We start from the raw sequence: 23894 nt of genomic DNA, 5'->3' as shown, positions 1-23894 counted from the left end.
TTGAGCGAAAGCCCGTTAAACATCCTCCTCGTTGAAGACAATCCCGGTGATGCCAGGCTGATCCGGGAACTGCTCACGGACGGCAACGCCAAGGCTTTCATGATCTCGACAGCGGATCGGTTGGCCCATGGCCTCGAGCAATTCGCCGATCAGAGCTTCGACCTCGTATTGCTCGATTTGTTTCTCCCCGACAGTACGGGTTTGGATACGCTTCGGCAGTTTCAGGCGACAGCTCCCGACGTCCCAGTCATCGTGCTGACCGGCCTCAACGACGAAGGGTCCGCGATTCAAGCGGTTCGCGACGGCGCACAGGACTATCTCGTCAAAGGGCAAATCGACGGGCAGCAAATTGTTCGCGCAATCCGCTATGCCCGGGAGCGTCATAGAATGATGCTGCAGATAAGGGACCTGTCGCTCGTCGACGACCTTACCGGCCTTCACAACCGCCGTGGCTTCGCAGTGCTCGCCAGAGAATTGATGAAGCGCGCCGCCAGGACCGGAACCGGGTTGGTGTTGGCCTTCATCGATCTGGACAGCATGAAGCGCATCAATGATCGTTTTGGCCATGACGTCGGTGATCGGGCGTTGATCAGGACCGCGGGGGTTCTGCGTTCCGTTTTCCGGGGATCCGATGTGATCGCCAGGATCGGCGGCGACGAGTTTATCGCGATGACAGATGGCGTCGACGCGGCTGCTGTCGAACTTTTGCGTCACCGCCTCACGAGCGCTGTGGAGGATCACAATCGCGAATCGACGGGGGAGCCGGCGTTGGGCCTCAGTTTGGGCTTCGCCCACCACAATCCAACAACGGGAACGTCGAAATCTATCGACGATTTGATAGCAGAGGCGGACGAGGCGATGTACGTGGATAAAGATAGCCGTCGGACCAAGGCGGCCCAACGATAGCCTCCCTTCCTCATCCTTGGGGTGTTCGTTCTCCCTGCGGCAATTGAATCAAACTTCCTGATCCTATCGAGCCAGGCTCGGAGCTTCCTCCGCGGTGCGCCCTGACAGGCCCCGTACCCGGCTGCAGAGACAGAAGGCCCTGGGCGGAACCTATCGCCAGCCGGGAGGTTTTCGCACTCAGAAGGAGAATAGGGCCATGGCTAAGTGCGACCAGTGCGGCAATGACTACGACAAGGCATTCCAAGTGAGTCTGGGCGGACAAACCTACACGTTTGACAGCTTCGAGTGCGCGATCCAGAAGCTTGCTCCGACGTGCCCTCATTGCAGGGTACGGATCGTTGGGCATGGCGTCGAGCAAGGTGACATCATCTATTGCTGCGCGCACTGCGCCGAGCAGGAAGGGGCCCGCGCTCTGACCGATCGCGCGCCTTGATTCTCCCGCTCTCGATCACCTGAGCCTGCACGAGCGAGCCTGGCCGGCCGCTCGTCATGGTCTGTCCCGGTATACGGGGCAGGTTTCCTGGCTGCGCTCCTAACCGCGAAGCTGGGCAGTCGTTCAAGTTCCAGCCGTGCTACGCCGCCTGAACGATCTCGACCAGCTCAACGTCGAACACCAGGTCCTTTCCAGCCAGCGGATGATTGCCGTCGAGCTTGACGCTGGCGTCGTCAACGCCGACGACCGTCACCTGCATGGCGCGGCCTTCCCGGGTGCGGGCCTGCAATTGGGTGCCGATATCAACGTTGATGTTGTCCGGCACGCTGGCGCGGTCGATGGTTACGACCGCTTCGGGGCGATGGGGCCCATAGGCGGCGTCGGCGGGAACGGTGACGGTGCTTTTCGCGCCGACCTCCATGCCCTCGACATGGGTTTCGAGACCGGGAATCACCTGTCCTTCACCCAGCGTGAATTGCAGCGGTTCACTGCCCGAAGAGTCGAATTGAGTGCCGTCGGTCAGACGTCCGGTGTAGTTGATGCGTACGGTGTCGCCATTCTTGGCCTGTGTCATGGCAGCATCCTTTCGGGAGTTTTGAGGGACCGGCCCAGGGCTCTCGGTCCCGTTCTCGATCATCCACGCATGAGAGTGCGCGGTGCGAAACACTAAAGCTAGGTGCTCGGCTGCCGATGTAAAGTGCTGGGGCTGCGGGAAATGTTGAGGCTGGGTCTTGTGCCTAAGACCTGTCACGCCCAACACCGACCGAACCGTGATCGATTTGCCTTCAACGAGAAGGGCGGGCCAACGCGTCCTTGATGCACCCGATTCATCCCCTAGGTATTCTGTGGGCGCCGCAGTCGCGAGTTTTGCTCGGGGGCACCGGCCGCTGCGCCGATCTGACCGCATGCCGCGGAAGGACGGCCAGGCCGACGCACTTTGGAGGTTGCCGTGCGCCAGTCCCCTGGATCCAGCTTGGCATGTTTCGCATTCACTTGCTCGATTGTGCTAGCTTGCGCGGGAGCCGCAGCCGGCGGCGCGCACGGCGGAGGGCATGACGCTGGTGGCCATCATGGTCAGGACGGCGGTCATGACGACGGCAGCCATAACGACGAAGGCCACAATGGCGGCCCGAACAAAGGACCCGGCGGCGATCCCGGCGACCCCACCAGCGATCCACCGTCGGACGATGACGGGATCAGCACCATTGCAACAGGGGGAGTGTCACCACCTTCAGCCGCCAAAGCCGCCACTGTCGACCCGTCCTCGGACGGCCGACAGTCACTCGACCTGCCGCCCGCCCTGCAGCCTTCCGAAGACATCGCTATTTCGCCAGCGGTCTATCCAATCGAAGCGTTGCCGGGCGTCCCGGATAACGTCGTTCGCGCCTGCCAAGACGCAATCGAGCAGGCCGCAGTCCAGTTTGGCGCGACCAGCGTGCGCGTCAGCAGCGCAGGTCCGATCCATCGGTTGAGCCCGGATACGATCTCGGCCCCCATTCAGGTCAGCATCGACTATGCACATCAAGGCAGCGTGGAGACGCGCCAGTCGCCGGTCGGGTGCGAATTGAACGCGAGAGGAAGCGTGGTCGGGCTAACATAGCGCACAGCACGGAACGCCTCGCCGTCGCCGTCAATTCATCCCATCTCACTCTTGGTTTTCCAAGGCAGTCTTTTGGGACTCACTCCAACGTCGAGTGTGTTGGCCGGAGGGAAAAGGGAAGCGTGATAGAACGCACGCGGATCACCCGCGACGGCTTTCGAACCTTGCTGCGCGCAGCCTTCTGGCTCACAGCCTTCACCTGGCCTGTGTCTGCCGATGCGCGGCCAGAGCGCGGCTTCAGCGGCGACTCGATCTGCGCACTGCGGCGCTCAGCTCTGAGCTTGTCCTTATCCGCGCGCGCGGCAGCCAGGTCGCGAGCCAGAGCAACAGTGGCTTCACGTTGCTTGTCCAAAGCCTCCTGCAGCCCGGCGATCTGTCCCAGAAGTGCTTGGGTCGCGCCGCTCTCGAGGCGGGCTTTATCGAGGTCCGCTTGGGTCGAGACCGCTGAAGCGCTTTCCCGTGCCAGGGCCTGCGCCGTCTCGGCTGCGGCCTGCTCGGCACGCTCTCTCGCCGAGACAGCTTTGGTTCGTTCCTGTTCGGCCGCGTCGCGCTCGAGGCGGGTTTTGGTGAGGTCCTCCTGGGTCGAGACCGATGAAGCGCGCTCCCGTGCCAGAGCCTGCGCCGTCTCGGCTGCGGCCTGCTCGGCGCGCTCTCTCGCCGAGACAGCTTTGGTTCGTTCCTGTTCGGCCGCGTCGCGCTCGAGGCGGGTTTTGTCGAGGTCCTCCTGGGTCGAGGCCGATGAAGCGCGTTCCCGTGCCAAAGCCTGCGCCGTCTCCGCTGCGGCCTGCTCGGCATGCTCTTTCGCCGAGACAGCTTTGGTTCGCTGCTGTTCGGCCGCGTCGCGCTCGAGGCGGGCTTTGTTGAGGTCCTCTTGGGCCGAGGCTGCTGAAGCGCGTTCCTGAGCCAAAGCCTGCGCCGTCTCGGCTGCGGTCTGCGCTACCCGTTCCGTCGCCGTGGCTGCACCGGTCCGTTCCTGCTCAACCGTGGCCGCGATTGCGGCCTTGGACAGTTCCATTTCGGCGAGGTCACTACGAAGGTCCTTCGACTTCCGGCGCTCGTCGTCAAGCATTCCGCTAGCTTGCGCCAGCGAAGCCTTGGCCTTGGCGCGATCCTCGGCGGCCTTGGCTTCAAGCTGTTCAATTTGCGCCCGCGCTTGCGATAGGTCTCGCGCCATTCGTTCGGTTCGCTGATGCTCCAGGTGAGCGGCGGGCATCTGTGTAAAGACATAGGCGATGGTCTCGCCCAGCAGCGCGCGCGCGTCCCCGGCAATGCGCCGAAATGCGTCGAGTGTGCGGGCCGCCACGACTTGGTCGCGCAAACGCTGCTCGCGCGCATTGTCGGCGGCTGCCATGCTTGTCCTTAGCGCGTCGATCTGCTTGCGCGACTCGAAGAGCGCATTCTGCAGAGAGGCACTCCTGGCGCGCGCTCCTTCCGCCGCCCGGTGCTCCTGGCCTGCCAATTCCCTCGCAGCGGCTGCCTGAGCACGAGCTGCCTCGGCTTGTGCCTTGGCAGCCGTGAGATCCGGGCTGAGCAATTCGGCACCGGTTCGCCCGTCTCCCTGGGGTGGTCCGGGCATATCCAATGCAGCACTTGCCGGAAGCTCGAAGGGCCACGAAAGATCGGAATGGCGCTCGGCCTGCAAGGCGGGGGCGCTTTCGATGCCGTTTTGTCTTGTCATCGCAAGACCAAGCGGCACGGCCAGGCAGATTATGGTGATACCCAAACGTGTCACAAGACCGATCGGCCTGCGAACGCGAGGCGGTGGGGCCGCGGCGATGTTTGTCGTGGAAGCGGAAGCATTGGGCAATGGCCCTGGCAAGTTCTCTTCGGAGATCGTGTCGACATGCTCGATTCGCACGCCGGACTGAGGCCGGGCGTCCGGGTCTGAAGGCACGGTAGCCTGAGAAGAAGCACGTTCGCCTGCAAGGTCGACCGGGCGTTCCCAAACCCAAGGAACCTCATCGAGGGGAGTAGGCCTGAATTCGCTCAGGTAGGGATTTGGTTTCAGGCGTCGCCGTTGCACCGCGATAAGGATACGCCGGAGCACAACATAGACGCCAAGCAAAACAAGTATCGTCATCCCGCCTAGGATAGCGAGATCTGCGTTGTTCATGTAAATTCCGGCAAGATTTGGCATCGCCGTGCCTGTGCGGTCTTGGGTGTTACTTTAAGCTCGTGAAGCGGTGTTTTGGTCCTCGCCTTGGTGACGGCTAAGGCCTCTAACTGCTCTCTAAGCCGTCACTGCTTCGGGTCCCTCCAATTTGCGAATTTGTTGTTGCATGGCGAAGCGCCGGCGGTGCGCATGACAGCATGCCGGCGCAGATGATTTTCGCTTGAAACGAAACTCGAAGATGCCGTGGCCGCCGGTCCGAAAAACCGACCCGCAACCTCTCCCTCCCCAACGTCCCGAGAGTTCTCCCACGGTGCGTGCCATTCCGCCATTTCGGAGTCTGGACGGTCCATCGTGAGCTTCAAGCTAGGTCACAGACCTCCGCGGTCAACCGTCTCGGCGATGCAAAACGGCCATTGCGGTTTTCGTAGCGGATCCGCGTCCGCTCAGGAGTCATCTCCAGCAGATTGTGGGGAGGACTGTGCGGCAGGCTGCAAAAATGGCCGTGAGGCTGCTTGATGCGCGCCTCTTCGCCGGAGAATTACGCCGGCCGAGCCCGAAGCCAGCCTTTCATCCTTAGGCCGTCGCGCATGTTGAGGCTGAGCAACGTGAGGTTGGCTGCCCCCGCGACGAGTTCCAGTGTCTGCACCGAATAAAACAGCGGATCGAACTCGGCGTCTCGCGCTTTCGACGCAAGAAACAGCGCAGACGGGATGAGAACCAGGATGCCGTTGGCGGCGATCCACGGCATGCGCTTGAGTTTGGCGCCAATCAGCCCCGCCCGTCGTCCCTTGGCCAGTGCAAAGCCTGAGCCTCCGGCCGCCGTCAGCGCTGGGATCAGCAAGAGGAAGCCCCAAGGAATAGTCATCTTGACGGCGCTAACCGTTGCCTCCGACGCAAACAGCTCGCTGAGAGCCGTCGAGACCCAGAAGGTCCCGATCGTGAGGAGTGCGAGCGCGCCGGCTACCGGATGGATGATCTTCAGCATTGACCTTTCCGCCTTTCAGCAAGCGTGCGTGGGCTATGCGACGCAGATGCCCGGCACCGCGACCTTCTGAAACAAGTGCGGGGTGGCAACCGCCGAGGACGGATAGGCCGAGAGCTTCGCGATGAAATCCGGATGTGCGAATGCGGCCCGGAAGTCGGCCGTCGTTTCCCATACCGCATAGTTGAGATATGTCGGGCTTTCCCCGATCGCGCGATGAAGCTGTGTCGAGATGAAGCCCGGCTGGCGCTTCATGAAGTCTGCGTCGTCCTGCCAGACCCGCAGGAAGGTCTGTTCGTCCGCCTTGTCGAGCGTGAAGACGTTCACGAGCACGACCGGGGAGGCATCGACACCGAGCTGACGTTCGATTGGAAAGGCAGAATCCATTGGGCGCAGTAGCGACATGGCGGGCTCCGTTCGATATGGTGACATGATGTCTATCTGGTATGATGATGACATAGTTAATTGACACCATGATGTCAACAAGGATATATGAGGACAAATGCGCGAGACCAAGCGGACCCCGGCTGGAACTGCCTTGACCGATCTCATTCTCGAGCTGTTCAGCCTGAGCAACCGGATGATCGCTGCCGGCGACAGGCTGGTCGCCGGGCTCGGTCTGACGAGCGCCCGCTGGCAGATCCTTGGCACCATCGTTGCGGCGGATCGGCCGCAACCGGTCGCCTGGCTCGCGCGCGATATGGGAGCCCACCGCCAAAACATTCAGCGCATCGTCAACGATCTGGAAAAGGAGGGGCTTGTCGCGTTCCAGCCCAACCCACACCACCGGCGGGCTCAGCTTGTTGTTTTGACCGACAAGGGGAAGCAGACCTATGCGGCCGCAATGCGCCTGCAGGCACCTTGGGTCAACGAACTCGCGGAAGGGCTTCAGGTCGGGGATATCAAGACGACGCACAGCGTTATGACGGCGCTGCGCAACAAGCTCGAAGGCAACGGAGACGCCGAAGAGCAGGGCTGATCGCTTCGGCGCGATCGCAGTCGGGGAAATTCGCGCTCTGGCGTAGAAGTAATGGCTCCCCGGGCCGGATTCGAACCAGCGACCAACCGGTTAACAGCCGGTTGCTCTACCACTGAGCTACCGGGGAACAGCGCTCTGGCGTGAGTGGCGCAGCCTATAGCAAACACCTTTCGGCTTTGCAAAGCAGCAATTCGCAATTTTTCTGCAGTTTTTCGTGCGGCCATTTGTGGCATGGTTTTGGCGTGCCCACATATGAACGGTTTCACACCGCGCGGAACAAAGCGATCGGTTGTTGCCTTTGGTACTGATGGCTTCGCCGCAGATGGGATCGGGTTTTGAATGACGGCTGCTGACGACGACAACGCACCGGTGCGGAAGATCACGATCTTCGGCCGCGACTTCACCATGCCGCGCTCGCGGGGATTGCGGATCGCGATCGGCGTGTTGCTCACCATCGGCGGCATATTGGGCTTCCTGCCGATTCTCGGCTTCTGGATGGTTCCGCTGGGCTTGCTGGTCCTGTCCTACGAGTTCGCGATGGTGCGTCGCCACAGGCGGCGCTTTGTCGTCTGGTGGCAACGCCGGCGCCGGCCGGATTGAGAGCTTGCCAGGAGCGGCCGCGGCACGCTCAGCCAACACTGTCGAGATCGCCACAAGCGATTGGCAACCACTGTTTCCGATGACGCTTGGGAAAGCGCCCGGAATGACTTTCCGGCGCTTGACGACCATTCACCGCCAACATAATGAGTTCGCTCGGAACGCCGGGAGCATTGTGAGGCCTCGTGGCGGAGTGGTTACGCAGAGGACTGCAAATCCTTGCACCCCGGTTCGATTCCGGGCGAGGCCTCCAGATGCTTGGGCTCCAGCGCTGCCGCGCCGGAGCAACGTTCCAGTCGAATTTTGGCTGCGCATCCAGCGCGGCAGCGGATTGGTTGGAACATGAACGCTGATTTCTCCGAACGCCGGGTGAAGATGGTCGATGGCCAGATCCGCACCACCGACGTGACCAGCGCGCCGCTCATCGAGGCCATGCTTGCCGTGCCGCGCGAAGTCTTTGTCGGCGACGGGCAGCGGGACCTGGCCTATATCGACGTGGACATCCGCATTTCGGGCGGCGTCTATGGCGGCGGTGCCCGCTACCTGATGGAACCGTCGCCGCTCGCCAAGCTGCTGCAACTGGCGGAGATCCGCGACAGCGATTGCGTGCTCGATGTCGGCTGCGGCACCGGCTATTCGGCCGCCCTGCTTTCCCGAATCGCAAAATCTGTGGTTGCACTTGAAAGCGACGCCGCCCTTGCGGAGGCAGCGACGTCGACGCTTTCGGCGCTGGGTTGCCAGAACGTGACTGTGGTCACAGGACCGTTGCCGCAAGGTCATGCCGCCAAGGCGCCCTATGATGTCATCTTCATCGACGGCAGCGTCGAGGAGGTGCCGGCGGCATTGCTCGACCAGCTCGCGGAGGAAGGCCGCCTCGTCGCCGTCGAAGGCCAGGGGAACTCGGGCGTCGCCCGGTTGTTTTTCAAAGCCGGGGGGGGTTGTAACCGGCAGACGCGCATTTAATGCGGCAATTAAGCCACTACCGGGCTTCGAACGTATCCGTGCGTTCGAATTTTAAGCGGTTTTGCCTTGCAGGGAAGGCGCTGTCGTGATCGCTTGCGCCTGAACAATCGTTGCTGATTTGCTTCACGGGCATTTTCGGGGGCTGTCAGCGGGGGAACGATAAACACGCGACGCTGGCCGATCCGGAAGGAAGGCTGCGTGGCGTGGTTCCCATGCAAACGAATGAGGGATAATACGTGCCGCCCCTACACAAGACTTTTCTAACAGCAGTGCTCGTTTCCGCGACCGCGCTTTCGCCGTTGGCCGCATCGGCCGAAACCATCACCGGCGCGCTCGCCAAAGCCTATCAATACAATTCCCAGCTGAACTCGGCCCGCGCCGGCACCCGCGTCACCGACGAGGGGGTGGCCATCGCCAAGTCGGGCTACCGCCCGACCATCAAGGGATCGGCCAGCATCGACTACACGAGCAGCCACAACAACAACCTGGGTAAAACCTTAAACATAACCACAGGCAACTTTGGGGTCGAAATCGACCAGACGCTGTTCGACGGCTTTCAGACCAAGAACAATGTCGCCGCCGCCGAAGCACAGGTGAGCGCCTCGCAAGAGAGCCTGCGCAACACCGAAGAGAACATCCTGTTCAACGCGGCAAGCGCCTATATGGATGTGATCCGCGATCGCCAGATCGCCGTGCTGACCGAACAGAACCTGCAGTTCCTGACCGAGCAGGCGCGTGCCGCAAGGTCGCGCTTCGAGGTCGGGGAGGGTACCCGCACCGACGTCGCGCAGGCCGATGCCTCGCGGGCGACGGCGGTGGCGCAGCTCGCCTCCGCCCGCGCGACGGCGCTGGCGAGCGCTGCGACCTACCACCAGGTCATCGGCGACGAGCCGGGCAAGCTCAAGGCGGCCGCGCCGGTTGGAAAGCTTTTGCCGGCGAGCCTCGATTCGGCCTTCACCATTGCCGCTGCGGAGCATCCGGCCATCCTCGCCACGGGACATCTCGTCGACGCCGCGGCGTTTTCTGTGAAGTCGGCCGAAGGGGCGCTGTTGCCGCAGCTTACCGCCAGTGCCGGGATATCGAGCCAGTACCGCAACACCTCGCCCGGCACTTTTGCGTCGGCGGGGTCCGAAGGGACGACCAATTCGGCCAATATCGGCGCAACGCTTACCGTGCCGATCTATTCGGGCGGCCGCACATCGGCGTTGGTTCGCCAATCGAAGGAATCGCTCAGCCAGGCCCGCATCGAGGTCGACGTCAACCGCGACAAGGTGCGCCAGGCGGTGGCGTCGGCGTGGACGCAATACACCGCGGCCCGCGAAAGCGTGGATGCCAACAGGCAGGTGATCGCCGCCGCGCAGCTGGCGCTCAACGGCGTCATCGAGGAACGCAATGTCGGCCAGCGCACCACGCTCGACGTGCTCAACGCCCAGAACGCCGTCATCACCGCCAAGATCAACCAGGCCAGTTCCGAGCGCGACGTCGTCGTGGCGAGCTATGCCATCCTGTCCGCGATCGGCCGCCTGTCGGTCGACCGGCTCGGCCTGGCGGTCACGAAATACAGGCCGGAAGAGCACTACAACGCGGTCAAGGACAAGTGGATCGGGCTGCGCACGCCGGACGGCCGCTGACCTTCTCCTGAGGTTCCAAGAACGCCGCGTGTCCGCTGGATGCGCGGCGTTTTTGCGTCGGAGGGGCGGCCGGTCGTCTGCCGGCGGAGCGAGCTAATCTGTTGAAATCCAACGTCTCCCCAGATTGGGGATTCTCGGATGGCGATCGGTCGGTTACGCTGTTGCAATTGATTCGAATTCCGGCGGGGCCGGAACCGAAATCTGCAACGGTCACAAGGGCGGCGGATGTGACGATGGCTACGGCAAGCAGCGCACAGCGCGAACCTTCCATGGAAGAGATCCTGGCTTCCATCCGAAGGATCATCGAGGACAGCGACACCGGCCGCAAGCAGCCGGCGGCCGACGCCGGCGACGTGCGCCAGGACCTCCAGCCGGCGCCTGTGGCGCCGGCAGCCGAAGTTGACGCTTTCCGTTCCGAACTCAATGCGGAATCCGCGCCGAAGAAGCCGCTGACGCTGGCGGAAGTGCAGGCCGGGCTCGCGGCCTCCGATCCGGTGACCGCGCGCGCGGAGGCGCGTCCCACGCCGGTGAAGACAGCGCCCGCGCCGACCACTGCGCCCCCCGCCACCCTGGCCGAAGTCGGTGCGAGAGTCGCCGCCGGACCCGATGCACCGGCGGCTGCGGCAAGCGCGCCGCAAAGCGCCGATACCATCGTCGCCGATTGGCGGCGCGAGATCGCCGCCGTCGGCGGAAGCTCCGTCAAAGCGAAGGTGTCGAACCGCCCGCCGGAGGTGGCGCCCGAAGTCGAGCTCGACGAGGAGGACCTTGCCACGCCACCTGTCGAAACCGCGGCGCCCGGCAAGGCATCAGCGCCATCCTCCACCGACTTGCCACCGGCGCGGCCGGCGATCCTGTCCGAGCATGCCGGCCGTCAGGTCGCGGCGGCGTTCGGCGAGCTTTCCGATGCCTTCGCCAGCCGCAGCAAGAAGACCTTCGACGAGATGGCCGAGGAGATGCTAAGGCCGATGCTGCAGGACTGGCTCGATAACAACCTGCCGACGCTGGTCGAGCGGCTGGTGCGCGAGGAGATCGAGCGCGTGGCGCGCGGCGCGCAGTGATTTCGCCCGATCGTCCGAGGTAAATGCGCGGCCATCGAAGCGTGTCGCGCTGAAACGGATTCAGGCGACGCGCTTCAGGTCTTTGTGTTTACGCATGTCGTTTTCCTAAAAACCGCTGCGCATTTTTTCGGGCGGCATGCGCCGGTGGGCGCTCTTGTTTTCCAGAAAATGCGGCCAAGCGATCGTTTGCGGTGAAGCGTGGGATTGCCGTCGCTCAAGGCGGGCCTATTCTCCGAAAGGCGAGCCTGGCCTTCTCGCGGTTGACTTGGCCCGGTGCTTCCGATTTACACCGGACGCTTGTTCCCGACAGTTCGGACTTCCTCCATGCTTGATAAAACCTACGACGCCAAGACCGTCGAGCCGAAGATCGCCAAAATCTGGGAAGAGGCCGACGCGTTTCGCGCCGGCGCCGGCGCGGAGGAAGGGGCGGATGCCTTCGCCATAGTCATCCCGCCGCCGAACGTCACCGGCTCGCTGCATATGGGGCACGCGCTCAACAACACGCTGCAGGACATTCTGGTGCGGTTCGAGCGCATGCGCGGCAAGAATGTGCTGTGGCAGCCGGGCATGGACCATGCCGGCATCGCCACGCAGATGGTGGTCGAGCGCCAGCTGATGGAGAGGCAGATCCACCGCCGCGACCTGACGCGCGATGAGTTCATCGAAAAGGTCTGGGAGTGGAAGGCCGAATCCGGCGGCGCGATATTCAACCAGCTGAAGCGGCTCGGCGCCTCGGCCGACTGGAGCAGAGAACGCTTCACCATGGACGAGGGGCTGTCCAGGGCGGTGCTGGAGGTGTTCGTCACCCTCTACAAGGAAGGCCTGATCTACAAGGACAAGCGCCTTGTGAACTGGGATCCCAAGCTGTTGACGGCCATCTCCGACCTCGAGGTCGAGCAGCACGAGGTCAACGGCAATCTCTGGCACTTCCGCTATCCGGTCGAAGGCGCGGTGTTCGACCCCGAGAATCCGAAGACCTTCATCACCGTCGCCACGACGCGCCCCGAAACCATGCTCGGCGACACGGCGGTGGCGGTGCACCCCGATGACGAGCGGTTCCGCGACCTCGTCGGCAAGAATGTCATCCTGCCGATCGTCGGCCGCAGGATACCCGTGGTGGCGGACGAGTATTCAGACCCGGAAAAGGGCTCCGGCGCGGTCAAGATCACGCCGGCGCATGACTTCAACGACTTCGAGGTCGGCAAGCGCCACAAGCTGCCGGCGATCAACATCCTGACCGTCGAGGCCGCCGTCAAGCTCAAGGACAACGAGGACTTCCTTGCCGGCCTCGAGGTGACGCCGGAGCGCCAGGCCGTCTGGGACGAGCTCGACGGGCTCGATCGCTTCGCCGCACGCAAGAAGGTCGTGGAGCTGATGGAAGCCGGCGGCTTCTTGGAAAAGGTCGAACCGCATCGCCACACCGTGCCGCATGGCGATCGCGGCGGCGTGCCGATCGAGCCGTTCCTGACCGACCAGTGGTACGTCAACGCGGCCGAGCTCGCCAAGCCGGCAATCGCCTCGGTGCGCGAGGGCCGCACGAACTTCGTGCCGAAGAACTGGGAAAAGACCTATTTCGACTGGATGGAGAACATCCAGCCCTGGTGCATCTCGCGACAGCTGTGGTGGGGCCACCAGATACCGGCCTGGTACGGGCCGGATGGGCGCGTCTTCGTCGAGAAAACCGAGGAAGAGGCGCTTGCCGCGGCGGTCGAATACTATCTGGCGCTGGAAGGGCCGTGGAAGGCCTGGGTCGAGGACAAGCTTGAGAATTTCAAGCCGGGCGAGATCCTGACGCGCGACGAGGACGTTCTCGATACATGGTTCTCCTCGGCGCTGTGGCCGTTCTCGACGCTCGGCTGGCCCGATCAGACGCCGGAACTCAAGACCTACTACCAGACCGACGTGCTGGTGACCGGCTTCGACATCATCTTCTTCTGGGTGGCCCGCATGATGATGATGGGCCTGCATTTCATGGACGAGGAGCCGTTCCATACGGTCTATGTCCATGCGCTCGTGCGCGACAAGAACGGGCAGAAGATGTCGAAGTCGAAAGGCAACGTCATCGACCCGCTCGAGCTGATTGACGAATATGGCGCCGATGCGCTGCGTTTCACGCTGACCGTGATGGCGGCGCAGGGACGTGACGTGAAGCTCGACCCGGCGCGCATCGCCGGCTACCGCAATTTCGGCACCAAGCTCTGGAACGCGACGCGCTTCGCCGAAATGAACGAGGTCGCCAGGAACGACGATTTCTGGCTCCGCGATGCCAAGCTCGCGGTCAACCGCTGGATCCTGACCGAGCTGACGCGGGCGGCGCGCGCGATCACCGAGGGCATCACCACCTATCGCTTCAACGAGGCGGCGGGCGCCGCCTATCGCTTCGTCTGGAACCTGTTCTGCGACTGGTATCTGGAACTGCTGAAGCCGGTGTTCATGGGTGCGGATGAGGCGGCCAAGGCCGAGAGCCGGGCCTGCGTCGCTTTCGTGCTCGACGAGATCTACAAGCTCTTGCATCCGATGATGCCGTTCATGACCGAGGAGCTCTGGGCGCAGACGGCGGGCGAGGGCAAGGAGCGTTCCTCGCTGCTTTGCCACGCCGCCTGGCCCTCGCCCGATTTCGAGGATGACGAGGCCGCCGCCGACATCAACTGGCTGATCGAGCTCGTCTCGGGCATCCGTTCGGTGCGCTCGGAAATGAATGTGCCGCCGGCGGCGATCGCGCCGCTGATGGTGATCGGCGCCAACCCGCTTACGCAGGAAAGGCTGGAGCGCCACGCCCAGGCGATCAAGCGGCTGGCGCGTGTCGGCGACATCGCGCCGGTCGATGCGCCGCCGAAAGGATCGGCTCAGATCGTCCTCAACGAGGCGACCGTCTGCCTGCCGCTCGGCAGCCTGATCGATCTTCAGGCCGAAGCCGCGCGGCTGCAGAAGGAACTGGCCAAGGTGACCGAGGAAATCGCTCGCCTGCACAAGAAGCTTTCGAACGAGAAGTTCGTCGCCAACGCGCCGGAAGAGGTGGTCGAGGCTGAGCGCGAAAAGCTTGCCGAATATCGCGAGGCGCAAGAGAAGCTTTCGGTCGCTCTGACCAGGGTTCGCGACGCCGGCTGAACGGCAGATTTTGCACCGCTGGGGCGCTGCTTTCCGAAGCGTCATCTCGCTCGGGCGCGGGCCTGCCGTGGCGTCAATTTTGACGTAAACGGAAAGTTTCGGCCCATTGTTGCCATAATGTAACAATGGGGCCGATTTCCTCTAAAATGGCCCCTTTTTGGGCCGTTTTGAAAGGTTTTGGCAGCTTTTTCCTGCCATTCAATGCCTGATAAGCCGCGATTGGGCTCGATTTCGTGGCCGGGCACCATGGCGAAAATGCGAGCTGTCAAGGTGTATGTGTACAACCCTTGAATTCGCAGTTGCGCCGTTAACCCGAATTGGTTCTAGCTTGATCCCGCGTATTTTGGGGAGGGATTCCATGAACTTTTTGCGTGTGAAAGCGCTGCTGGGGGCAGGGTGCTTTTCGCTGGCCTTGGTCGGAACGGCGATGCACCCGGCGCATGCTGGCGGCCTGGAGCGCGGCGGCTACGACATTGATCTGCTGTTCGATCCGGCGCCGTTCGCGACGGAGGCTGAAGCGACCTTCGTCATGCCGGATCGCAAGTACAAGAATGCGCGCGGTCCGGGAGGGCTCGACCTCGGCTTCGGCACCACGGCCGACGGGGCGGAGGATTATTGGGTGCCGCGCATTGGCGGCAAGGTCCAGGTTGTCCAAGGCGTCGACTGCATGGTCGACTACTCGCAACCTTGGGGCGCGCACACTGCGCCCGGCGTATGGAACGGCGCGTTTTCCAACATGGAAACCGACATCAAGAGCGACAACTACGCGGCAACCTGCTCTTACAAGATGGATGCAGGCAAGGGTCAGCTCCGCTTTATCGGCGGCGTTTTCTATCAGAAGGTCTACGGTTTCAAGGAAGACTTGGTGTCGCCGCTGGTGCCCAATTTCGGGGGTACCGGTCGCGTCGATCTCACCAGCAGTGGCTGGGGCTGGCGCGCCGGCCTCGCCTACGAAATTCCGGAAATCGCGTTGCGCGCGAGCCTCGTCTACAATTCAAAGGTCAAGCTCGACAACATCTCGGGCACGCTCGATCTGACGAATGTCGGCGGGGTTGTTCTGCCGATCTACGGCTCCACGCAGTACATGCCGGATGTGGTGGAATTGAAATTGCAGTCGGGCATCGCGCCCGGATGGTTGGCCTTCGGTTCGATCAAGTGGGTCAACTGGAGCGTTCTGCAAAGCGTTCCAATCTGCGTGGTAGGCACGCCGGCTGCCGCATGTGTAACGGGTGATGCTCTTCATTCAGCTCAGATAACTTCGCTTGACCTGATGTATCGCGACGGGTGGACGGTTTCGGGCGGCATCGGCCACAAGTTCAACGAGCAGTGGAGCGCTGCTGGTCAGCTTTCCTGGGATCGCGGCACCTCGCACGGTTATGGTGCCCAGACCGATACCTGGACGCTGGGCGGCGGCGTCGCCTATACCCCGAAGCCGAACATCGAAGTTAGACTGGCGGGTGCCATTGGTGTCTTGACCAGCGGACATTCAGGTACGGTGGCTGGCGAGAATGGCTACGTTGCCGGTACCGACGCCAGCTACGACTTCGGCAATGATCTGGTCACTGCGATTTCGGGCGGCGTAAAGATCAAGTTCTAAGCCGCTGCTAGAGATTGAAAAAGGCCGGGCACCGCCCGGCCTTTTTTCGTTGCGCAATCAACATTCTGGCCTGATCGGCCAACCCTATGTTGCAAATCCACCTCACAACCGGCGCTCATCACGATTGTGACGTTTCAGCAACAGTTTATGAACAACCCCTGCGCTAGAAGTCGGGCCGAGGACATTGCCAATTTCCCGCCATAAACCCGGAGCAACCCGGATAGGTCTCGGGATGCGTGCCAGGATGGCCCGGCGATGGGACCGGCCGCGGGGTGTGCGGCAAGGACGAGTATGGACGCCAGGGTTATCTCCAAGGCCAAGCTGCCAAGCCGCTACGTGACCGTTGGTCCGGAGCGCGCGCCGCATCGCTCGTACCTTTATGCAATGGGATTGTCGGCGACCGAGATCGCGCAGCCGCTGGTCGGCGTCGCCAGTTGCTGGAACGAGGCCGCGCCCTGCAACATCTCGCTGATGCGCCAGGCTCAGGTGGTGAAGAAGGGCGTGGCCGCCGCCAACGGCACGCCGCGCGAATTCTGCACCATCACCGTCACCGACGGCATCGCCATGGGCCACCAGGGCATGAAGTCGTCGCTGGTGTCGCGCGAGGTGATCGCCGATTCAGTCGAGCTCACCATGCGCGGGCATTGCTATGACGCGCTGGTCGGGCTCGCAGGCTGCGACAAGTCGCTGCCCGGTATGATGATGGCGATGGTGCGGCTCAACGTGCCGTCGATCTTCATCTATGGCGGCTCGATCCTGCCCGGCAGCTATCGCGGCCGCCAGATCACCGTGCAGGATGTGTTCGAGGCGGTCGGCCAGCATTCGGTCGGCACGATCGACGATGACGAGCTGCTCGAGATCGAGCAGGCGGCCTGTCCCTCGGCGGGGTCCTGCGGCGCGCAATTCACGGCCAACACTATGGCGACGGTCGCCGAGGCGATCGGCCTTGCCTTGCCCTACTCCTGCGGCGCGCCGGCGCCCTACGAGATGCGCGACCGCTTCAATTTCGCCTCCGGCGAAAAGGTCATGGAATTGATCGCCAAGAACATCCGGCCGCGCGACATCGTCACGCGCAAGGCGCTGGAGAATGCCGCGACCGTGGTGTCGGCCACCGGCGGCTCGACCAACGCGGCGCTGCATCTGTCGGCGATCGCGCATGAAGCCGGCATCAAGTTCGACCTTTTCGACGTTGCAGCGATCTTCGAGAAGACGCCCTACATCGCCGATCTCAAGCCCGGCGGCAAATATGTCGCCAAGGACATGTTCGAGGCCGGCGGCATCCCGCTCCTGATGAAGACGCTGCTCGACCACGGCTATCTGCACGGCGACTGCATGACCGTCACCGGCCGCACTTTGGCCGAAAACATGGAGCACGTTTCCTGGAATGAAAGCCAGGATGTGGTCCGTCCAGCCAATCGGCCAATCACCAGGACGGGCGGCGTCGTGGGCTTGAAGGGAAACCTTGCCCCCGAAGGCGCGATCGTGAAGGTCGCCGGCATGTCGGAACTGAAATTCTCGGGTCCAGCGCGCTGCTTCGATTCGGAAGAGGAGTGCTTCGAAGCGGTCACGCAGCGCAACTATCGGGAAGGCGAGGTCCTCGTCATCCGCTATGAAGGGCCGCGCGGCGGTCCGGGCATGCGCGAGATGCTGTCGACAACGGCGGCGCTCTATGGCCAGGGCATGGGCGGCAAGGTTGCGTTGATCACCGACGGGCGTTTCTCCGGCGCCACGCGCGGCTTCTGCATCGGCCATGTCGGGCCGGAGGCGGCGGTCGGCGGGCCGATCGGGCTCATCAAGGACGGCGACGTGATCTCGATCGACGCCGTTAAAGGCACGATCGAGGTGGCGCTGTCGGATAAGGAACTCGCGGCAAGGGCGAAGAAATGGAAGGCGCGCAGGACCGACTATCAGTCCGGCGCGATCTGGAAATATGCGCAGACCGTAGGGTCGGCCCGCGACGGCGCGGTCACCCATCCGGGCGCTGCGAAAGAAACACACTGCTATGCGGACATTTGAGGCGTTGAGGTCATTTGTCTTGCCGGCACTGGTCGCTGTCGCGACCTTGGGCGCCGTCGGGCAGGCCATGGCCTTCGACGACAAGGTGTTCGACGACAAGACCGGCGTGAAGCCGCAGTCCAGCCCGTGGGCGGTGTTCCAGTTCGGCTTTTCCGCCTACAAGAAAGGCCATAAGGACCAGGCGGTCGAAGCCTATAAATATGCCGCCGAGAACGGCCAGATCGGCGCCACCTGGAAGCTTGCGCGCATGTATGCCGAAGGCGACGGCGTGGCGCGCGACGACTATGCGGCCTTCAAGTTCTTCTCGGAGATCGTCGACCAGGATGTCGAGCCCGGCTCGCCGGAGGAAAGCTATGTCTCGGACGCGCTCGTCGCGCTGGGCGACTATCTGCGCAAGGGCATCCCAGGCAGTCCAGTGACGGAAAACGAGGTCGCGGCGCAGGAATATTACATGCGCGCCGCCGCCAACTACCGCAACCCGAACGCCCAGTTCGAGATCGGCCAGATGTTCCTCAAGGGCGAGGGCGGCGTGAAGGCCAGCGTCAAGCAGGCCGGACGCTGGCTGCAACTCGCGGCCGAAAAAGGCCATGCCGGCGCCCAGGCGACGCTCGGCAACCTCTTGTTCCAGAGCGGCAAGATCGTGCGCGGCCTGGCGATGATGACTGCCGCGCTCGAGCGCGCTCCGCCGGCCGATCAGCCCTGGATCCGCAGCATGCAGGAAGAAGCCTTCGCCGCCGCCGGCGAGGCCGACCGCCGCACGGCGATTTCACTCGCCGACGACATCCTGACCAAGGGCAACAACGGCGACCAGTAAGCGGTGCTTCCGGTCAGTTCTCGGTAGGTTCCGTCGGCACCGTGCCCGGCACCGGCGTCGAGATCGGGTGCAGTTTCGGCGCCTGGTTCTCGCCGGGGCAGGTGTCATTGACCTTCGTCCAGGACGTGTTGTTGAGAACCATGTCGCAGCGCGCGAGGTGACTTTCGCCGGCAACGGTCAGGCAGGCCGTCTCACCGACCTTGAAGGATTTGCCGTTGGCGAGGCAGGCCTGGGCGAACGTCGGCGCCGGCGCGGCAAACGCCAGCGCAAGGCCGATCGGGCAAAGAACAAATCGGATCGTCATCGAACCCCCGCAACAATCCGCATCAAACGCGCAATTTGTGGCGATATCAGGGTTCTGCGAGAGTTAGCTGAATAGCTTCTTCAGGCCGGCCGCAAGCTGAGATCGATCGCCACCGGCACATGGTCGGAGGGTTTCTCCCAGGCGCGCACATGCTTTTCGACCGAGGCCGAGGAAAAGCGGTTGGCGGCCTCGGGCGACAGCAACAGGTGATCGATGCGGATGCCGTTGTTCTTCTGCCAGGCGCCGGCCTGATAATCCCAGAAGGTGTAGACCTCGGAGGAGTCGGTGACGGCGCGTACGGCCTCGGTGAAGCCGAGATTCTTCAAGCGGCGGAAGGCTTGCCGCGTCTCCGGCTGGAACAGCGCGTCGCCCACCCAGTTCTCGGGAAACCTGGCATCGGCGGGTTCGGGGATGACATTGTAATCGCCGGCCAGCACCAGCGCTTCCTCGAGCCCGAGGCGCTCGATCGCCCAGCGCTCGAGCCGCGCCATCCATGCCAGCTTGTAGGAAAACTTCCTCTCGTCATCGACCGGATTGCCGTTCGGCAGGTAGAGCGACGCGACGCGCAAGGCGCCTTTGTCGGTCGAAAAAACGCCTTCGATGAAGCGCGCGTGGTCGTCCGCATCGTCGCCGGGCAGTCCGCGATTGACCTCGTCGAAGGGGAGCTTGGACAGGAGGGCGACGCCGTTGAAGCTCTTCTGGCCGTTGGTCTCGACATTGTAGCCCAGCGCCTCGATCTCGGCGCGCGGGAACTGGTCGTCGAGGGTCTTGATCTCCTGCAGGCACACGATGTCCGGCGCGCTCTCGGTCAGCCAATGGGTGAGGTTGCCGATGCGGGCGCGAACGCCGTTGATGTTCCAGGTGACGATCTTCATGGGGACCTCAAAGCTGTTCCGGCGCAAGGCGCTCGACGAGGCCGATCGTATTGCCTGCGGGATCCTTTAGAAAGGCCATCCATTCGCTTTCCCCCGCCGGACCGAAGCGACCTTCGGTGTCGCGGTGCACGAGCGTCGGCGGCGCGGTGAAGGGAATGCCGGCGGCCTTCGCTTCGGCGTGGAAAGCCTCGAGGCCGGCAATGTCCAGATAGACCGTGCCGGGCAGCACGCCGTCACCAAAGAACAGCCGCACATCGCCCGCCATGATGAAGGCAATGCCCGGCGGATCGTAGCGCGCATGCACGCTCATACCGAGCACGCCCTGCCAGAAGGCCAGGGTCGCATCGAGATCACGCCCGGCTGACAGCGCGACCTGGCGGACCGCGCCGACCGCAGGCATCGTAATTTGTTAGATAGAGAAGCTGGTGCCGCAGCCGCAGGAGGCGACGGCGTTGGGGTTCCTGATCTGGAAGGACTGGCCCATCAGGTCGTCGACGAAGTCGATCACCGAGCCGCCCATATAGACCAACGAGAGGTCGTCAATCAGGATCGTCGCGCCATCTTTCTCGATGGCCACGTCGTCGTCGTTTGCTGCTTCGACCAGATCGAACTTGTAGGAAAAGCCGGAGCAGCCGCCGCCTTCGACGGCAACGCGGAGCGCCGTCTTGCCCGGCTCGGCGGACAGAATCTTGGCGATCCGCTTCGCGGCGGCGTCGGTCATCTCGACCTTCATGGCAGTCTTGGCATCCGCGCCCATCGGCGTCACCTTGCTTTCGGTTTCCCATGATAGGTATGAAGCGGCAGGGGCCAAGTCAACTGGTGGGTAAATGGGCAAGGATGCTCTCGGCGACATCGGATTCGGCTACCGGCCGCGCGCTGCCTATGCGAGCGATCCGGCGCATTCGCGCGGCCGCCTGTTCGATGAGCCCGAAAGCCCGACCCGCACGCCGTTCCAGCGCGACCGCGACCGCATCATCCATTCCACCGCCTTTCGCCGGCTGAAGCACAAGACACAGGTCTTCGTTGCGCATGAGGGCGACCACTACCGCACCAGGCTGACGCATTCGATCGAGGTGGCGCAGATCGCCCGCGCCCTGACGCGCGCGCTGCGCGGCGACGAGGATCTGGCGGAGGCGGTGGCCCTGGTGCACGATTTCGGCCACACGCCTTTCGGCCATACCGGCGAGGAGGCGCTGAATGAGAAGATGGCGGCCTGGGGCGGCTTCGACCACAACGCCCAGTCGCTGCGCGTCGTCACGCGGCTCGAGCGGCGCTACGCGGAATTCGATGGGCTGAACCTCACCTGGGAGACCTTGGAAGGGCTGGTCAAGCACAACGGGCCGCTGACCGACGCGAGCGGGAAAGGGCTCAAGGGCCCGGTGCCGCAGGCGATCCGCGACTATTCCGAACTGCACGATCTCGAGCTCGACCGCTTCGCCGGCATCGAGGCGCAATGCGCCGCGATCGCCGACGACATCGCCTACAACAACCATGACATCGACGACGGCCTGCGTTCCGGCTTCCTGACGTTGGAGATGCTGGAAGGCGTCGGCCTGCCGGGCTCGATTCTGATGGGCGTGCGCGCCCGCTATCCGCAACTTGACGACGTGCGCACCGGCCATGAACTGATGCGCCGGCAGATCACGTTGATGGTCGAGGATGTCATCACATCGACCAAAGCCAACATCGGCCGCCTCAAGCCGGACAGCGCCGATGCGGTGCGGGCGGCAGGCGAGACGATGGTGACCTTCTCTGCCGATATGGCCGCTGCCGAGAAGGAATTGAAGGCCTTCCTCTACAAGCATCTCTACCGGCACGCCGAAGTGATGCGCGTGCGCGCCGATGCCGAACAGATCGTCCGCGACCTTTTCGATGTCTATTTTGCCGACCCGCGCGCCATGCCGGATGGCTGGCGCGAAGGGCTCGACAAGGCGCAGGATCGCATCAAGGCTCGCAGCGTCGCCGACTTCCTGGCCGGCATGACCGACACCTATGCGATCAAGGAGCACAGGCGTCTGTTTGACCATACGCCCGATTTAAGCTAGGGCGAGCCACGATTTTGCCGGCCAAGCAGCCGGTCGCCTGTTTAAAGCCTAGAGCATACCCAATGAATATCTTCGCCGATTTCAATGCGCGGATCGTAAAAGCTGTCGAAGCCCTTGATCTGAAAGACAAGGACGGCGGAGCGCCGGACCTGTCGCGGATCGCGGTCGAGCCGCCGCGCGACGCCAGCCACGGCGACCTGGCCACCAATGCGGCGATGGTGCTGGCCAAGCCCACCGGCCAGAACCCGCGCGCGCTGGCCGAGAAGCTGACCGAGGCGCTGCGCGCCGATGCCGACATCGCCTCGGCCACCGTCGCCGGGCCGGGCTTCGTCAATCTGAGGCTGAAGGACGGCTTCTGGCAGACGCATCTTGCCACGCTGCTCGGCGAGGGCCGCAACTACGGCCGCTCGAAGATCGGCGGCGGCCGCAAGGCCAATGTCGAATATGTCTCGGCCAATCCGACCGGTCCGATGCATGTCGGCCATTGCCGCGGCGCCGTCGTCGGCGACACGCTCGCCAATCTCATGGCCTTCGCCGGCTACGACGTGACCAAGGAATATGTCATCAATGACGCCGGCTCGCAGATCGACGTGCTTGGACGTTCGGCCATGCTGCGCTACCGCGAGGCGCTCGGCGAAGTCATCGGCGAGATCCCGCCAGGCCTCTATCCGGGCGACTATCTGATCCCCGTCGGCCAGGCGCTGGCCGAGGAGTTCGGCCTCGGCCTGCTGGAGATGCCGGAAGAGGAAGCGCTGCCGATCGTCAAGGATCGCACCGTCGACGCGATGATGGCGATGATCCGCGAGGATCTGGCGCTGCTCAATGTGCATCACGACGTGTTCTTCTCCGAGCGCACGCTGCATGCCGACAATGCCAAGAAGATCCGCTCGGCGATCGCCGACCTGACGCTCAAGGGCCATATCTACAAGGGCAAGCTGCCGCCGCCGAAGGGCGAGAAGCCGGACGACTGGGAGGACCGCGAGCAGACGCTGTTCCGCTCGACGGCGGTGGGCGACGATATGGACCGGCCGCTGGTCAAGTCCGACGGATCGTTCACCTATTTCGCCGCCGACGTCGCCTATCTCAAGGACAAGGTCGAGCGCGGCTTCGTCGACCTCATCTATGTGCTCGGCGCCGATCATGGCGGCTACGTCAAGCGGCTCGAAGCGCTGGCGCGCGCGATCGCCGGCGACGAGGTCAAGCTCACTGTCCTGCTCTGCCAGCTGGTCAAGCTGTTCCGCGACGGAGAGCCTGTCCGCATGTCAAAGCGGTCGGGCGATTTCGTCACGCTGCGCGACGTGGTGGAAGAGGTCGGCCGCGACCCGATCCGCTTCATGATGCTCTACCGGAAGAACGACGCTCCGCTCGATTTCGACTTCGCCAAGGTCACCGAGCAGTCGAAGGACAATCCGGTGTTCTACGTGCAATACGCTTCGGCGCGCTGCCACTCGGTGTTCCGGCAAGCGAGCGAGCAACTGGGCGAGGCGAATTTCGACCGCAACCGGCTCGTGGCCTCGGTCGCATCGCTGACGGACGAGGGCGAGATCGGCCTGATCCGGAAGCTGGCTGAATATCCACGGCTGATCGAGTCCGCTGCCCTTGCGCTGGAGCCGCACCGGCTGGCATTCTACCTCTACGATCTGGCTTCCGCCTTCCACGCACACTGGAATCGGGGCACCGACAACCCAGACTTACGTTTTGTTAAGGTTAACGACCCACAATTGACGTATGCCAGACTAGGGCTGGTGCAGGCTGTTTCGGATGTTTTGACCTCCGGCCTGACGCTGATAGGAGCTGATGCGCCTACCGAAATGCGTTAGGTTTGACTAAAAAACCTGTCACCTTTTGCCCACATTGCGCTGGTAAGGGCCAA

21 protein-coding genes, 2 tRNA genes and 1 pseudogene are annotated in these 23894 nt (G+C 63.1%); 15 read left to right on the top strand and 9 right to left on the bottom strand.

Features of this window, described 5'->3' with window-relative positions; all coding sequences use genetic code 11:
- Together RFN28_RS05945 and RFN28_RS05940 are read left to right on the top strand one after the other, a co-directional pair.
- Entirely contained in the window at positions 1–906 is a 906-nt protein-coding gene (locus tag RFN28_RS05945) for a GGDEF domain-containing protein (RefSeq protein ID WP_320286446.1), read from the top strand.
- Positions 907–1102: 196 nt separating this feature from the next.
- Positions 1103–1339, top strand: coding sequence for a metallothionein (locus tag RFN28_RS05940; RefSeq protein WP_320286445.1), 237 nt, complete (start codon positions 1103–1105; stop codon positions 1337–1339).
- 139 nt (positions 1340–1478) lie between these two features.
- Here the strand turns inward: RFN28_RS05940 and RFN28_RS05935 are convergent, their stop codons facing one another.
- Entirely contained in the window at positions 1479–1913 is a 435-nt protein-coding gene (locus tag RFN28_RS05935; RefSeq protein WP_320286444.1) for an FKBP-type peptidyl-prolyl cis-trans isomerase, read from the bottom strand.
- Positions 1914–2312: 399 nt separating this feature from the next.
- Between RFN28_RS05935 and RFN28_RS05930 the strand changes: the two genes are divergently transcribed.
- On the top strand, positions 2313–2939 hold the full coding sequence (locus RFN28_RS05930; RefSeq protein WP_320286443.1) for a hypothetical protein: 627 nt from the start codon (positions 2313–2315) through the stop codon (positions 2937–2939).
- A 79-nt stretch (positions 2940–3018) separates the two neighbouring features.
- Here RFN28_RS05930 and RFN28_RS05925 read toward each other — a convergent pair whose 3' ends face one another.
- The 3 genes from RFN28_RS05925 to RFN28_RS05915 form a co-directional block, all read right to left on the bottom strand.
- Positions 3019–5052, bottom strand: coding sequence for a coiled-coil domain-containing protein (locus tag RFN28_RS05925; protein WP_320286442.1), 2034 nt, complete (start codon positions 5050–5052; stop codon positions 3019–3021).
- A 538-nt stretch (positions 5053–5590) separates the two neighbouring features.
- A complete protein-coding gene (locus RFN28_RS05920; RefSeq protein ID WP_320286441.1) occupies positions 5591–6037 on the bottom strand; it encodes a hypothetical protein in 447 nt (148 codons plus the stop codon).
- 33 nt (positions 6038–6070) lie between these two features.
- A complete protein-coding gene (locus tag RFN28_RS05915) occupies positions 6071–6439 on the bottom strand; it encodes an antibiotic biosynthesis monooxygenase family protein (protein WP_320286440.1) in 369 nt (122 codons plus the stop codon).
- Positions 6440–6536: 97 nt separating this feature from the next.
- Between RFN28_RS05915 and RFN28_RS05910 the strand changes: the two genes are divergently transcribed.
- Positions 6537–7013 carry a MarR family winged helix-turn-helix transcriptional regulator gene (locus tag RFN28_RS05910; protein ID WP_320286439.1) on the top strand — a complete coding sequence of 159 codons (477 nt, stop codon included), beginning with the start codon at positions 6537–6539 and terminating at the stop codon, positions 7011–7013.
- 52 nt (positions 7014–7065) lie between these two features.
- Here the strand turns inward: RFN28_RS05910 and RFN28_RS05905 are convergent.
- Positions 7066–7140: transfer RNA gene (locus tag RFN28_RS05905), tRNA-Asn, on the bottom strand.
- A gap of 212 nt (positions 7141–7352) precedes the next feature.
- On the opposite strand from RFN28_RS05905, the gene RFN28_RS05900 reads away from it, so the two are divergent.
- From RFN28_RS05900 to RFN28_RS05860, 9 genes and pseudogenes are all read left to right on the top strand, one after another.
- Positions 7353–7613, top strand: a complete 261-nt coding sequence (locus RFN28_RS05900; RefSeq protein WP_320286438.1) for a hypothetical protein — start codon at positions 7353–7355, stop codon at positions 7611–7613.
- 176 nt (positions 7614–7789) lie between these two features.
- Positions 7790–7863, top strand: a tRNA-Cys gene (locus RFN28_RS05895).
- A gap of 89 nt (positions 7864–7952) precedes the next feature.
- A pseudogene (locus RFN28_RS05890) lies at positions 7953–8628 on the top strand (protein-L-isoaspartate O-methyltransferase family protein).
- A 181-nt stretch (positions 8629–8809) separates the two neighbouring features.
- Positions 8810–10204 (top strand): TolC family outer membrane protein, encoded by a 1395-nt coding sequence (locus RFN28_RS05885; RefSeq protein ID WP_320286437.1) that lies wholly within the window; start codon positions 8810–8812, stop codon positions 10202–10204.
- Between the two features lie 233 nt (positions 10205–10437).
- Positions 10438–11262 carry a PopZ family protein gene (locus RFN28_RS05880; RefSeq protein WP_320286436.1) on the top strand — a complete coding sequence of 275 codons (825 nt, stop codon included), beginning with the start codon at positions 10438–10440 and terminating at the stop codon, positions 11260–11262.
- Between the two features lie 324 nt (positions 11263–11586).
- Positions 11587–14370 (top strand): valine--tRNA ligase, encoded by a 2784-nt coding sequence (locus RFN28_RS05875; RefSeq protein WP_320286435.1) that lies wholly within the window; start codon positions 11587–11589, stop codon positions 14368–14370.
- A 358-nt stretch (positions 14371–14728) separates the two neighbouring features.
- Entirely contained in the window at positions 14729–15967 is a 1239-nt protein-coding gene (locus RFN28_RS05870; protein WP_320286434.1) for an outer membrane protein transport protein, read from the top strand.
- Between the two features lie 291 nt (positions 15968–16258).
- A complete protein-coding gene (gene ilvD / locus RFN28_RS05865; protein WP_320286433.1) occupies positions 16259–17983 on the top strand; it encodes a dihydroxy-acid dehydratase in 1725 nt (574 codons plus the stop codon).
- Positions 17970–18797, top strand: a complete 828-nt coding sequence (locus tag RFN28_RS05860) for a tetratricopeptide repeat protein (protein WP_320286432.1) — start codon at positions 17970–17972, stop codon at positions 18795–18797. Before ilvD ends, RFN28_RS05860 begins: the two co-directional genes overlap by 14 nt.
- Positions 18798–18810: 13 nt before the next feature.
- On the opposite strand, the gene RFN28_RS05855 is transcribed toward RFN28_RS05860, so the two are convergent.
- The 4 genes from RFN28_RS05855 to erpA form a co-directional block, all read right to left on the bottom strand.
- On the bottom strand, positions 18811–19101 hold the full coding sequence (locus tag RFN28_RS05855) for a hypothetical protein (protein ID WP_320286431.1): 291 nt from the start codon (positions 19099–19101) through the stop codon (positions 18811–18813).
- An 80-nt stretch (positions 19102–19181) separates the two neighbouring features.
- Positions 19182–19976 carry an exodeoxyribonuclease III gene (xth, locus tag RFN28_RS05850; RefSeq protein WP_320286430.1) on the bottom strand — a complete coding sequence of 265 codons (795 nt, stop codon included), beginning with the start codon at positions 19974–19976 and terminating at the stop codon, positions 19182–19184.
- 7 nt (positions 19977–19983) lie between these two features.
- Positions 19984–20376: a VOC family protein gene (locus RFN28_RS05845; protein ID WP_320286429.1), complete on the bottom strand. Its 393-nt coding sequence runs from the start codon at positions 20374–20376 to the stop codon at positions 19984–19986.
- A gap of 9 nt (positions 20377–20385) precedes the next feature.
- Positions 20386–20733, bottom strand: a complete 348-nt coding sequence (gene erpA / locus RFN28_RS05840; RefSeq protein ID WP_320286428.1) for an iron-sulfur cluster insertion protein ErpA — start codon at positions 20731–20733, stop codon at positions 20386–20388.
- Between the two features lie 70 nt (positions 20734–20803).
- On the opposite strand from erpA, the gene RFN28_RS05835 reads away from it, so the two are divergent.
- Positions 20804–22021 carry a deoxyguanosinetriphosphate triphosphohydrolase gene (locus RFN28_RS05835; RefSeq protein ID WP_320286427.1) on the top strand — a complete coding sequence of 406 codons (1218 nt, stop codon included), beginning with the start codon at positions 20804–20806 and terminating at the stop codon, positions 22019–22021.
- 62 nt (positions 22022–22083) lie between these two features.
- Complete coding sequence (gene argS, locus RFN28_RS05830; protein ID WP_320286426.1) at positions 22084–23841, top strand: arginine--tRNA ligase; 1758 nt, start codon at positions 22084–22086, stop codon at positions 23839–23841.
- Positions 23842–23894: the final 53 nt, after the last annotated feature.

Source organism: Mesorhizobium album (assembly GCF_033977205.1).
Lineage (GTDB): Bacteria > Pseudomonadota > Alphaproteobacteria > Rhizobiales > Rhizobiaceae > Mesorhizobium > Mesorhizobium album.
The sequence above is the reverse complement of the archived record's forward strand: the minus strand, read 5'-3'. Positions and strand labels throughout refer to the sequence as shown.